The 11,915-nt window shown below is 69.5% G+C and carries 9 protein-coding genes; 7 read left to right on the top strand and 2 right to left on the bottom strand.

Annotated features, from left to right (window positions below; translation table 11 throughout):
- Nucleotides 1–86: 86 nt before the first annotated feature.
- On the top strand, nucleotides 87–1,088 hold the full coding sequence (locus RT323_RS10105; protein ID WP_313407810.1) for a TerC family protein: 1,002 nt from the start codon (nucleotides 87–89) through the stop codon (nucleotides 1,086–1,088).
- On the opposite strand, the gene RT323_RS10100 is transcribed toward RT323_RS10105, so the two are convergent.
- On the bottom strand, nucleotides 1,089–2,495 hold the full coding sequence (locus RT323_RS10100; protein ID WP_313407807.1) for an APC family permease: 1,407 nt from the start codon (nucleotides 2,493–2,495) through the stop codon (nucleotides 1,089–1,091).
- Between the two features lie 82 nt (nucleotides 2,496–2,577).
- Between RT323_RS10100 and RT323_RS10095 the strand changes: the two genes are divergently transcribed.
- Nucleotides 2,578–3,852 carry a cytochrome P450 gene (locus tag RT323_RS10095; protein WP_313407846.1) on the top strand — a complete coding sequence of 425 codons (1,275 nt, stop codon included), beginning with the start codon at nucleotides 2,578–2,580 and terminating at the stop codon, nucleotides 3,850–3,852.
- 50 nt (nucleotides 3,853–3,902) lie between these two features.
- Here RT323_RS10095 and RT323_RS10090 read toward each other — a convergent pair whose 3' ends face one another.
- Nucleotides 3,903–4,556 (bottom strand): MBL fold metallo-hydrolase, encoded by a 654-nt coding sequence (locus RT323_RS10090; RefSeq protein ID WP_313407804.1) that lies wholly within the window; start codon nucleotides 4,554–4,556, stop codon nucleotides 3,903–3,905.
- Nucleotides 4,557–4,613: 57 nt separating this feature from the next.
- Here RT323_RS10090 and uvrA point away from each other — a divergent pair, with 57 nt between their 5' ends.
- The 5 genes from uvrA to whiA form a co-directional block, all read left to right on the top strand.
- A complete protein-coding gene (uvrA, locus tag RT323_RS10085; protein WP_313407802.1) occupies nucleotides 4,614–7,472 on the top strand; it encodes an excinuclease ABC subunit UvrA in 2,859 nt (952 codons plus the stop codon).
- A 21-nt stretch (nucleotides 7,473–7,493) separates the two neighbouring features.
- Nucleotides 7,494–9,437, top strand: a complete 1,944-nt coding sequence (gene uvrC / locus RT323_RS10080) for an excinuclease ABC subunit UvrC (RefSeq protein WP_313407799.1) — start codon at nucleotides 7,494–7,496, stop codon at nucleotides 9,435–9,437.
- An 8-nt stretch (nucleotides 9,438–9,445) separates the two neighbouring features.
- Nucleotides 9,446–10,309 carry an RNase adapter RapZ gene (gene rapZ / locus RT323_RS10075; protein WP_313407844.1) on the top strand — a complete coding sequence of 288 codons (864 nt, stop codon included), beginning with the start codon at nucleotides 9,446–9,448 and terminating at the stop codon, nucleotides 10,307–10,309.
- Complete coding sequence (gene yvcK / locus RT323_RS10070; protein ID WP_313407797.1) at nucleotides 10,306–11,268, top strand: uridine diphosphate-N-acetylglucosamine-binding protein YvcK; 963 nt, start codon at nucleotides 10,306–10,308, stop codon at nucleotides 11,266–11,268. The genes rapZ and yvcK overlap by 4 nt, the downstream gene beginning before the upstream one ends.
- A gap of 51 nt (nucleotides 11,269–11,319) precedes the next feature.
- Nucleotides 11,320–11,915, top strand: a 596-nt coding sequence (whiA, locus tag RT323_RS10065; RefSeq protein WP_313407794.1) for a DNA-binding protein WhiA, incomplete at its 3' end; no start/stop codon positions are given.

The following is an 11,915-nucleotide window of genomic DNA, read 5'->3' as shown; positions in this document are numbered from 1 at the left end:
CGGGATGCCGGACCGGTGTCATCAGCGCAGTCCGGTGGAAGAGACCTCCGAGTCATTGACGACCCGGAGAGAACTGAGGACTGCCTGTGAACGTCAGCACGCTCGAGTGGGGTGTCACCATCGCGGTGACCATCGCCATTCTGCTGTTCGACATCGTCGTGATCGCGCGGAAGCCGCACGAGCCGACCACCAAGGAATGCGCGATCTACCTGTCGTTCTACATCGGCCTGGCCGTCGCGTTCGGCGCGTGGGTGTGGTCGTTCCACGGCGGTACGTACGGCATCGAGTTCTACGCGGGCTGGCTCACCGAGTACAGCCTGTCGATCGACAACCTGTTCATCTTCATCATCATCATGAGCAGCTTCGCCGTCCCGCGGAAGTACCAGCAGGAGGCGCTGCTCGTCGGCATCATCCTGGCCCTGATCTTCCGCGGCATCTTCATCGCGCTGGGCGCGGTGGCCATCAACGAGTTCTCGTGGGTCTTCTACATCTTCGGCGCGTTCCTGCTCTACACGGCCCTCAAGCTGGCGAAGAACGACGACGAGGACGAGGACGTCGAGAACGCCGTCGTCCGCTTCGCCCGCAAGCGCTTCAACATGAGCGACACCTGGGACGGCCTCAAGCTGGTCGTCCGTGAGAACGGCCGTCGTGCGATCACCCCGATGGCGTTGGTCATCATCGCGCTGGGCACGACCGACATCCTGTTCGCGCTGGACTCGATCCCCGCGATCTTCGGCCTGACGCAGGAGCCCTACATCGTCTTCACTGCGAACGTCTTCGCGCTGATGGGCCTGCGCCAGCTGTACTTCCTGCTCGGCGACCTGTTGCAGCGTCTGGTCTTCCTGTCCTACGGCCTGGCGTTCCTGCTGTTCTACATCGGCATCAAGCTGATCCTGCACGCGCTGCACGAGAACGAGCTTCCGTTCATCAACGGCGGTGAGCCGGTCCACCACGTCGGACCCGTCCCGGTGCCCGAGATCCCGACGCTGCTCAGCCTGGGCGTCATCATCGCGACGCTCACGATCACCGCCGTCGCGAGCCTCTGGTACTCCAAGAAGTACCCCGACCGCGTGGGCGGCGGTCACTGATCACGGGATGCCGTGCGGGGGGAGGTCGTCGGGGTCCTTGACCTCGAGGGGCTCTCCCCGCCGGCGGCTCAACAGGTACATCGGCACCGAGAGGACCAGGCCGATGACCAGCAGGATCCCCGCGACCTCGTACTGCGATGAGGGGCGACCCGACAGGGGAGTCACGAGGTACACGCACGTCACGACGCCCAGCAGTGCGATCGGTGCCGCGGTGCGGAAGTGCGAGTGGTCCACGGTGTCCTTGCGCAGGACCAGGACCGCCAGGTTCACGATCGCGAACACGGCGAGCAGCAGCAGGCTCGTCGTCCCGCCGAGCACGGCGACCGCGTCGTCACTGGCGTTCGACACGTAGACGATGAGACCCAGCGCCAGCGCCGTCGTGAACCCGATGGCCACCGACGGCGTCTGGCGACCGCTGATCTTGGCCAGGCTCGTGGGGATGACGCCCTGCTTGGCCATGCCGTAGAGCAGGCGGCTGGCCATGAGCATGTTGATCAGCGCCGAGTTCGCCACCGCGAACATCGAGATGAACGGCAGGATCTGGTCGATCGGGATGTCCGGCGCACCCTGCTCGACGACGGTCACGAGCGGGGTGTCGTTGCCCGCCAGCTCGCCCACGGGCACGATGGCGACCGCGCAGATCGACACCAGGATGTAGATCAGGCCGGTGACGCCCAGGCCCGTCAGCATGATCTTGGGGAAGATCCGGTTCGGCTCGTGGCACTCCTCGGCCATGTTCACGGCGTCCTCGAAGCCCACCATGGCGAAGAAGGCCAGGGACGTCGCGGTCGTGACGGCGAGGAACACGTTCTTGTCGTCAGGGGTCTCGAACGCGACGACCGCGCCCCAGTCCGCATTGCCGCCGACGATGGCCCAGAACCCGACCATGATCACCAGCAGCAGGCCCGAGAGCTCGATGAGCGTCAGGACGACGTTGGTCTTCACACCTTCGCTCACACCGCGCAGGTTGATCCCGGCGATCAGCAGCATGAAGCCCAGGGCGATGAGCATGATCTCGACGTTCGAGGCCTCCCAGTCGATGCCGACGGCGAGGTTCGAGGCGAAGGCACGCGACGCCGTCGACGCCGAGGTGATGCCGGAGCACATGACGGTGAACGCGACCATGAACGTGAGGAAGTGGACGCCGAAGGCCTTGTGCACGTAGAGGGCGGCGCCCGCGGCCTGGGGATACTTCGTGACCAGCTCGAGGTAGGAGAGCGCCGTCAGCAGGGCCACCACGAACGCGACCAGGAAGGGGAGCCACGCGGCGCCGCCGACCTCGGCGGCGACCTGACCGGTGAGGGCATAGACGCCGGTGCCGAGGATGTCCCCGACGATGAACAGCAGCAGCAGCTTCGGACCCAGTACCCGCTTGAGCTCGTCGGGCCGTTCGGTGGTGGACGACATGGTGCCCCCTCATTCGATTTCCCCCAGACTGGCGCCGTACCCCCGATCCGGCAACCTCGCCGGATATCGTGTGCACGTGAGAATGTTGCGGGACCTCCGCTCGAAGGTGCTGGCGTCGGTGGCACGGCGTCATGTGAAGCGACGCGGAATCGACCTCGCCAGCTTCACGTTCATCCCCGAGGCCACCAAGGCACCGTTGCAACGTGTGGGCCTGGACCCCGTGCCCCGCATGGCCGAGCTGCGCGAGCAGGAGCCGCTGCACCGGCTGGACCTGCCCTTCGACTTCACCGCCTACCTGGTCACGGCTCACGAGCAGGCCCGCCAGGTGATGACGGCGCGGGACGCCTACTCGACGGACATCCGCCACCTGTTCTCCGGCGACGGCCCGGCGACGAGCGACGACATCGGCGGCTTGGGCTTCACCGATCCGCCGGTGCACACCCGGCTGCGCAAGATCGTCACGCCCGAGTTCACGATGCGGCGCCTGGCGCGGCTCGAGCCGGTCATCGAGACCATGGTCGACCGTGCGCTCGACGACCTCGAGGCCGCGGGCCCGGGGGCCGACCTGGCGCAGGTGCTGGCCTTCCCGATCCCGTTCAACACGATCTGCGCCCTGCTCGGCCTCGACTACGAGGACACGCAGGCGTTCTCCAGGCTGGGCAGCGCACGCTTCGACGCCACGCACGGGGGAGCGGCCGCGTTCGGCGCCGTCTCGGCCCAGCGTGAGTTCCTGTTCGACGCCGTCGCGCGCCAGCGCAAGGAGCCCGGCCCCGGCCTGATCGGCCAGATCATCCGCGACGAGGGCGACCTGATCTCGGACCGCGACCTGGCGGGGCTGGCGGACGGCGTCTTCACCGGCGGCTACGAGACGACGGCCGGCATGATCGCGCTCAGCACGATCATGCTGACGCGGGACCCCGAGTACGCGAAGCTGATCCGCTCCGGCGACCGCGCGACGGTCGATCGGGTGATCGAGGAGCTGCTGCGCTACTTCTCGGTGGTGCAGGTGGCGTTCCCGCGCTTCGCGAAGCAGGACATGGAGCTGTTCGGCACGCACGTGAAGGCAGGCGACGTGCTGCTGGTGTCCCTGAGCGCCGCGAACCGCGACCTCGCCACGGCGGGCCACGCGCCCGACTCGTTCGATCCGGCCCGTGTCCCGACCAGCGGTCACCTGGCCTTCGGGCACGGCATCCACCGGTGCATCGGGGCCGAGCTGGCCCGGATGGAGCTGCGGATCGCGCTGCCGAAGCTGTTCAACCGCTTCCCGGACCTGGCCCTCGCGGTGCCCGAGTCCGAGCTGGAGTTCCGTCAGCTCAGCTTCGTCTTCGGCATCGAGTCACTGCCCGTCACCTTCTAGCGGCGCTCGAGCCACTCGGTTCTCCCCAGCCACGGCGGAGCAGCGGCACGCTACCACCCGCGCGCGTGCCATTCCTGCAGCGATCCGCGCTCGGCACCGATGGTCGAGTCGTCGCCGTGGCCGGGGTAGAACCAGGTGTCGTCGTCGAAGCGGTCGAACAGCTTGGTCTCGACCTCCTTCAGCAGACGCAGGAAGTCGTCGGGCGACCACGTGCGGCCGACGCCGCCGGGGAACAGCGAGTCACCGGTGAACAGGTGGGTGATGCCGTCGGGGTCGTCGTAGGCCAGGACGATCGACCCGGGCGTGTGGCCGACGACCTCGATGACCTCGAGCTCGCACGAGCCGACGCGGACCCGTGCGCCCGTGCGCACCCTCAAGTCGACGTCGACCGGCAGCTCGTCGGCGTCGTCCTCGCCGGCGACTGTCTCGGCGCCGGTCTGCTGGACGACCTCCTCCAACGCCTGCCAGTGGTCGCCGTGGCGATGGGTCGTGACGACCCGGGCCAGTCCCCGGTCGCCGATCGCCTCGAGCAGCCGTCCGGCCTCGTCGGCGGCGTCGATCAGGACCTGCTCGCCGGTCAGTGCGCAGCGCAGCAGGTAGGCGTTGTTGGCCATGGGCCCGACCGCGATCTTCGTGATCACCAGGTCGCCCGCCTCGCGCGTGTCCGCGGGACCGCCGACGGTGACCTGCCCGGTGTAAGTCATGTCTCAGACCCTACTCGTCGAGAGGTTTCTGTCAGGAGCGCTGAGTACGCTGGGCAGGTGACTGATCGTCTCGTAGTCCGGGGTGCGCGCGAGCACAATCTCAAGGATGTCTCCCTCGATCTGCCCCGGGATTCCCTCATCGTCTTCACGGGTCTGTCCGGCTCGGGCAAGTCCTCGCTCGCGTTCGACACGATCTTCGCCGAGGGCCAGCGCCGCTACGTCGAGTCACTGTCGGCGTACGCCCGCCAGTTCCTCGGACAGATGGACAAGCCCGACGTCGACTTCATCGAGGGCCTGTCCCCGGCGGTCTCGATCGACCAGAAGTCCACGTCCCGCAACCCGCGGTCGACGGTGGGCACGATCACCGAGGTCTACGACTACCTGCGCCTGCTCTACGCGCGCGCCGGCCGGGCCCACTGCCCGACCTGCGGTGAGCCGATCGGCCGCCAGACGCCCCAGCAGATCGTCGACCGGATCCAGTCCGGCGAGGAGGGCACGAAGTTCCAGGTGCTCGCGCCGGTCATCCGCGGCCGCAAGGGCGAGTACGTCGAGCTGTTCCGCCAACTGCAGCAGTCCGGCTTCAGCCGCGCGATCGTCGACGGCGAGATGCACATGCTCGCCGACGAGCCGCCCAAGCTGACCAAGCAGAAAAAGCACACGATCGAGGTCGTCGTCGACCGGCTCACGGTCAAGCCGTCGTCCAAGCAGCGCCTCACCGAGTCGGTCGAGACCGCGCTGGGACTGGCCGACGGGCTCGTCATCATCGACTACGTCGGGCTGGACGAGAAGGACCCCGAGCGCCGCCGCCGCTTCTCCGAGCGACTGTCGTGCCCCAACGACCACCCGCTCCAGGTCGACGAGCTCGAGCCGCGCTCGTTCTCGTTCAACGCCCCGTACGGCGCCTGCCCCGAGTGCCACGGCCTGGGCTCGCGCAAGGAGGTCGACGCCGAGCTGCTCGTGCCCGACCCCGACAAGACCCTCGCCGAGGGCGCGATCACGGCGTGGACCTACTCCCAGGTCTCGGACTACTTCCTGCGGATCATGCGGTCCCTGGGCGACGAGATGGGCTTCGACGTCGACACCCCGTGGCGCGACCTGGCGCCCGAGTTCCAGGACGCCCTGCTCAACGGCCACTCGACCAAGGTCCACGTCCAGTACAAGAACCGCTACGGCCGCCAGCGCTCCTACTGGGCCGAGTTCGAGGGTGCCAAGGCGTTCGTCGAGCGCCGCCACTCCGAGACCGACTCGGACACCAGCCGCGAGCGCCTCGAGGGCTTCATGCGCGAGGTCCCGTGCCCCACCTGCGGCGGCACGCGCCTCAAGCCCGTCATCTTGGCCGTCACGCTCTCGTCCGAGCGGTACGGCGCCCGGAACATCGCCGAGGTCACCCACATGTCGATCGCCGAGGCGTCCGACTTCCTCCAGGACCTCGACATGACCGACCGCGAGCGCCAGATCGGCGAGCGGGTGCTCAAGGAGATCCACGAGCGCCTGCGGTTCCTGCTCGACGTCGGTCTGGACTACCTCGCCCTCGACCGCGCCGCCGGCTCGCTCTCGGGCGGCGAGGCCCAGCGCATCCGGCTGGCCACGCAGATCGGCGCGGGCCTCGTGGGCGTCCTGTACGTCCTCGACGAGCCGTCCATCGGCCTGCACCAGCGCGACAACCACCGCCTCATCGAGACGCTCGTGCGTCTCAAGAACCTCGGCAACACTCTCATCGTCGTCGAGCACGACGAGGACACGGTGCGTGCCGCCGACTGGGTCGTCGACATCGGTCCCGGCGCCGGCGAGCACGGCGGCCAGGTCATCGTGTCCGGGTCGGTCGACGAGCTGCTCGCCAGCCCCGACTCGCTCACGGGCGCCTACCTGTCCGGCCGCGAGTCCATCGCGGTCCCGTCGGTGCGCCGCCCGCGCGACAAGGACCGCCAGCTGGTGGTCCGCGGCGCCCGCGAGAACAACCTGCAGGACGTCGACGTCGCGTTCCCGCTCGGGCAGCTCGTCTCGGTCACCGGCGTCTCCGGCTCGGGCAAGTCCACGCTGGTCAACGACATCCTCTACACGTCGCTGGCCCGGCAGATCTACAAGGCCCGCACGATCCCGGGCCGCCACCGCACGATCGAGGGCACCGAGAACGTCGACAAGGTCATCCACGTCGACCAGTCGCCGATCGGTCGGACGCCGCGCTCGAACCCGGCGACGTACACCGGCGTCTTCGACCACGTCCGCAAGCTGTTCGCGCAGACGCCCGAGGCCAAGATGCGTGGCTACCAGCAGGGGCGCTTCTCGTTCAACATCAAGGGCGGTCGCTGCGAGGCCTGCCACGGTGACGGCACGATCAAGATCGAGATGAACTTCCTGCCCGACGTCTACGTCCCCTGCGAGGTCTGCCACGGCGCGCGGTACAACCGCGAGACGCTCGAGGTGCACTACAAGGGCAAGACGATCGCCGAGGTCCTCGACATGCCGATCGAGGAGGCCGTCGACTTCTTCGAGGCGATCCCCGCGATCGCGCGCCACCTGCGCACGCTCGTCGACGTGGGCCTGGGCTACGTGCGCCTGGGCCAGCCCGCGCCCACGCTCTCCGGCGGCGAGGCGCAGCGCGTCAAGCTCGCCTCCGAGCTGCAGAAGCGGTCCACGGGCCGCACGGTCTACGTGCTCGACGAGCCCACGACGGGCCTGCACTTCGAGGACATCCGCAAGCTGCTGATCGTCCTGCAGCGCCTCGTCGACGCCGGGAACTCGGTCATCGTCATCGAGCACAACCTCGACGTCATCAAGGCGTCCGACTGGATCATCGACATGGGCCCCGAGGGCGGCAGCGGCGGCGGCATGGTTGTCGCCACCGGTACCCCCGAGGACGTCGCGGCCCATCCCGACTCGCACACCGGCCGGTTCCTCGCGCCGCTGCTGTCGTGATCGTGGGGGAGGGGCCGACCGATGGCTGACCCGTCCACGTACCGTCCGCGTCCGGGCGAGATCCCGACTGCCCCGGGGGTCTACCGGTTCCGCGACGAGCAGGGCCGCGTCATCTATGTCGGCAAGGCCAAGAGCCTGCGACCGCGGCTGAGCTCGTACTTCCAGGACATCGGCAACCTGCACCCGCGGACGCACCAGATGGTGACGACGGCCGCGTCGGTCGAGTGGACCGTGGTGAGCACCGAGGTCGAGGCGCTCGCGCTCGAGTACTCCTGGATCAAGGAGTACGACCCGCGCTTCAACGTCAAGTACCGCGATGACAAGTCCTACCCGTGGCTCGCCGTCACCGTCGGTGAGGAGATCCCGCGCGTCCTGGTGATGCGCGGTGCCCAGAAGAAGGGCGTGCGGTACTTCGGGCCCTACGGTCACGCGTGGGCGATCCGCGACACCGTCGACACGCTCCTGCGCGTGTTCCCGATGCGCTCGTGCAGTGCGGGCGTCTTCAAGCGCGCCAAGGCCGCCGGCCGGCCGTGCCTGCTCGGCGACATCGGCAAGTGCGCGGCGCCGTGCGTCGGGCGCGTCTCGCCGGACGAGCACCGTGGCATCGTCAACGACTTCCTGTCGTTCATGGGCGGCCAGACGGCCGGTTTCGAGCGCTCGATCGAGCAGAAGATGCGTGACGCGGCCACCCACCAGGAGTACGAGCTCGCGGCCAAGTACCGCGACGACCTGTCGGCGATGCGCCGAGTCCTCGAGAAGCAGGCCGTCGTGCTGGGCGACGGCACCGACGCCGACGTCCTGGGGTTCGTCGACGACCCGCTCGAGGTCGCCGTCCAGATCTTCAACGTCCGCGGCGGCCGGGTGCGCGGCCAGCGCGGCTGGGTCGCCGACAAGGGCGACGACGCGGGCTTCCCCGAGCTGGTCCAGACCGCGATCATGACGCTGTACGCCGACGTCGTCTCCACCGCGATCCCGCGCGAGGTGCTCGTGCCCGAGCTGCCGGCCGACCACGAGGCCGTCGAGGACCTGCTCAGCGAGCGACGCGGCGGGCGCGTCACCGTGCGCGTGCCCCGACGCGGGGACAAGCGGCGGCTCCTCGAGACCGTCGAGCAGAACGCCAAGCAGGCGATCGCCCGGCACAAGCTCAAGCGCGCGGGCGACCTGACCGCCCGCAGCCGGGCACTCGAGGAGATCCAGCTGGCGCTCGACCTGCCGTCGCCGCCGCTGCGGATCGAGTGCTTCGACGTGTCGAACCTCCAGGGCACCGAGATCGTCGCCTCGATGGTCGTCTTCGAGGACGGCCTGCCGCGCAAGTCCGAGTACCGCCGCTTCACCGTGCGCCACGAGGGCCAGAGCGACGTCGCCGCCATGCACGAGGTCATCACGCGGCGGTTCACGCACCACATCCGGGCCCTCGAGCGCCAGGGCGATGCCGAGCCGGGGATCGACCCCGAGACGGGCAAGCCGCGACGGTTCGCCTACGCGCCGTCGCTCGTCGTCGTCGACGGCGGCCCACCGCAGGTCGCGGCGGCGAAGGCTGCCATGGAGGCCCTCGGCGTCAAGGACGTCGCCCTGTGCGGCCTGGCCAAGCGCCTCGAGGAGGTCTGGCTGCCCGACGACGACGACCCGGTGATCATGCCGCGCACCAGCGAGGGGCTCTACCTGCTCCAGCGCGTCCGCGACGAGGCGCACCGCTTCGCGATCACGCACCACCGCCAGCGCCGCAGCAAGTCGATGATCCAGAGCGTGCTGGACCCCGTCCCCGGGCTGGGCGAGACGCGTCGGCGCGCCCTGATGAAGCACTTCGGGTCCGTCAAGAAGCTTCGCGCCGCGACCGCCGAGGAGATCGCCGTCGTCCCCGGCATCGGCCCGGCTACGGCACAATCCATCGTGGCGGCCCTGCACGAGGGCCAGCAGTCGACACCGGCCGTGAACATGACCACGGGCGAGATCCTGGAGGACTGAGACCCATGATGACGAAGATCACCGAGTGCGTCCTCGTGACGGGGATGACCGGGGCCGGCCGCAGCACCGCGGCCAAGGCGCTCGAGAAGCTCGGGTACTACGTCGTCGACAACCTGCCCCCGGGCATGTTGGAGGAGCTGGTCTCGTCGGTCGAGGCGGCCGAGGACATCGATCGCCTCGCGGTCGTGGTCGACTCCCGGTCGCGCACGTTCTTCTCGGGTCTCGTGGACGCCATCGAGTCCGTGCGCCCGCTGGGCGTGAAGGTCACGACGCTGTACCTCGAGGCCTCCGACGAGGTGCTGGTGCGCCGCCAGGAGGCCGCCCGCCGGCCGCACCCGCTGAGCCGCGAGGGCCGCCTCATGGACGGCTACGAACGCGAACGCGAGCTGCTCAAGACCATCCGCGGCCGGGCCGACCTCGTGATCGACACCAGTCGGCTCAACGTGCACCAGCTGGCGCACCGCGTGCGCGAGGCGTTCGCCGACGACACCGAGCGGGGCCTGCACGTCACGATCGTGTCGTTCGGGTTCAAGTACGGCATTCCCATCGACGCCGACATGATCGCCGACATGCGCTTCCTGCCGAACCCTTACTGGGTCGACGAGCTGCGCCCCCTGAGCGGCCAGGACGAGCCCGTCCGCGAGTACGTCTACCGCCAGGACCGGTCGCAGGAGTTCCTCGACCGCTATGTCGACCTGCTGTCGATGATCACCAACGGCTTCCTGCGCGAGGACAAGCTCTTCCTCACGGTGGGCATCGGCTGCACCGGCGGTCGTCACCGCAGCGTCGCGATGTCCGAGGCGCTCGACGCGCGACTGCGTGACCGGGGCGTCCGCACGCTCGTCGTCCACCGCGACCTGGGCCGCGAATGAACGGGCCGCTCGAGGGCGGTCCCAAGGTCGTCTCGCTGGGCGGGGGGCACGGGCTCGCCGCCACGTTGTCGGCGCTGCGCCACGTCACCAGCCGGCTGACCGGCATCGTCACGGTCGCCGACAACGGCGGGTCGTCGGGACGGCTGCGCACCGAGTTCGGCATCCTGCCACCCGGTGACCTGAGGATGGCGCTCGCCGCCCTGTGCGGGGACGACGACTGGGGCCGCGCGTGGGCCGAGATCCTGCAGCACCGATTCGGCGGCGAGGGGACCCTGGCCGGTCACCCGGTCGGCAATCTCCTGCTGGCGGCGCTGTGGGACATGGAGGGTGACCAGGTCGCGGGACTCGACCTGGTCGCCGAGCTGCTGCGAGCCCGCGGACGCGTGCTGCCGATGGCGAACGTGCCGCTCGACATCGAGGCCGACGTCCGCGGCGCGGACGGCGTCATCCAGGTCGTCCGCGGGCAGGCCGAGGTCGCCACGACCCCCGCGCACATCATGGCCGTGCGGCTCGATCCCGGCGACCCCCCGGCGTGCCCGCAGGCCGTCTCCGCCCTCGAGAGCGCAGACTGGGTGACGATCGGACCGGGATCGTGGTTCACCAGCGTGATGCCGACGCTGCTCGTCCCCGAGCTGCGGCAGGCCCTGCTGCGCACGCCGGCCAGGCGTGCCCTCGTGCTCAACCTGGTGGGGCAGCCGGGGGAGTCCGACCACCTCACGGCCGAGGAGCACCTCGAGGTCCTCGCGGCCCACGCCCCCGACCTGCACCTCGACGTCGTGGTCGCCGACACGCGCGCCGGCGACGACCCCGAGGCACTGCGCCACGCGGCCGAGAAGCTCGGCGCCCGACTCGTGACGGCGGACCTCCGTTCGCCCGAGCGGCCCGACCAGCACGATCCCTCCGCGCTGGCCGCGGTTTTTGCCTCGACCTTCGCCCCCACCTCACCGGCACAGGCATAGAGTGGCCCGAGCGGACTGCTCGGGACCGCAGGACTGGAGGCTGGTGTTTCAATGGCGATGACGGCACAGGTGAAGGCGGAGCTGGCCAGGATCCCCGTGACGAAGGCCTGCTGCCGCAAGGCCGAGGTGTCGACGATCCTGCGCTTCTCCGGCGGCCTGCACATCGTCTCGGGACGCATCGTGATCGAGGCCGAGCTCGACACCGCAGCCGCCGCCCGCCGGCTCCGCCAGGAGATCTCCGAGGTCTACGGCCACGACAGCGAGATCATCGTCCAGCAGGGCGCCGGCGTCCGGAAGACGACGCTCTACGTCGTGCGGATCGCCAAGGGCGGCGAGCTGCTCGCCCGCCAGACCGGTCTCGTCGACGGTGGCGGTCGTCCCGTCCGCGGCCTCCCGCCGCAGGTCGTCACCGGACCCTCGTGCGACTCGGTCGCGGCCTGGCGCGGTGCGTTCCTGGCTCGCGGCTCGCTGACCGAGCCCGGTCGCTCGTCCGCGCTCGAGATCGGCTGCCCCGGTCCCGAGGCCGCGCTGGCCATGGTCGGGGCCGCCCGACGTGTCGGGGTCTCGGCCAAGGCCCGCGAGGTTCGCGGGGGCGACCGCGTCGTGATCCGTGACGGCGATGCCATCGCCGCGATGCTCACCCGTCT

It is taken from the genome of Aeromicrobium sp. (assembly GCF_032084975.1).
Lineage (GTDB): Bacteria > Actinomycetota > Actinomycetes > Propionibacteriales > Nocardioidaceae > Aeromicrobium.
The sequence above is the reverse complement of the archived record's forward strand: the minus strand, read 5'-3'. Positions and strand labels throughout refer to the sequence as shown.

What these genes read in the sequence shown, in the direction of transcription:
- RT323_RS10100 (WP_313407807.1), bottom strand. Translation starts at nt 2,495, where the DNA reads ATGTCGTCCACCACCGAACGGCCCGACGAGCTCAAGCGGGTACTGGGT.
- RT323_RS10095 (WP_313407846.1), top strand. Translation starts at nt 2,578, where the DNA reads ATGTTGCGGGACCTCCGCTCGAAGGTGCTGGCGTCGGTGGCACGGCGT.
- RT323_RS10090 (WP_313407804.1), bottom strand. Translation starts at nt 4,556, where the DNA reads ATGACTTACACCGGGCAGGTCACCGTCGGCGGTCCCGCGGACACGCGC.
- uvrC (WP_313407799.1), top strand. Translation starts at nt 7,494, where the DNA reads ATGGCTGACCCGTCCACGTACCGTCCGCGTCCGGGCGAGATCCCGACT.
- rapZ (WP_313407844.1), top strand. Translation starts at nt 9,446, where the DNA reads ATGACGAAGATCACCGAGTGCGTCCTCGTGACGGGGATGACCGGGGCC.
- yvcK (WP_313407797.1), top strand. Translation starts at nt 10,306, where the DNA reads ATGAACGGGCCGCTCGAGGGCGGTCCCAAGGTCGTCTCGCTGGGCGGG.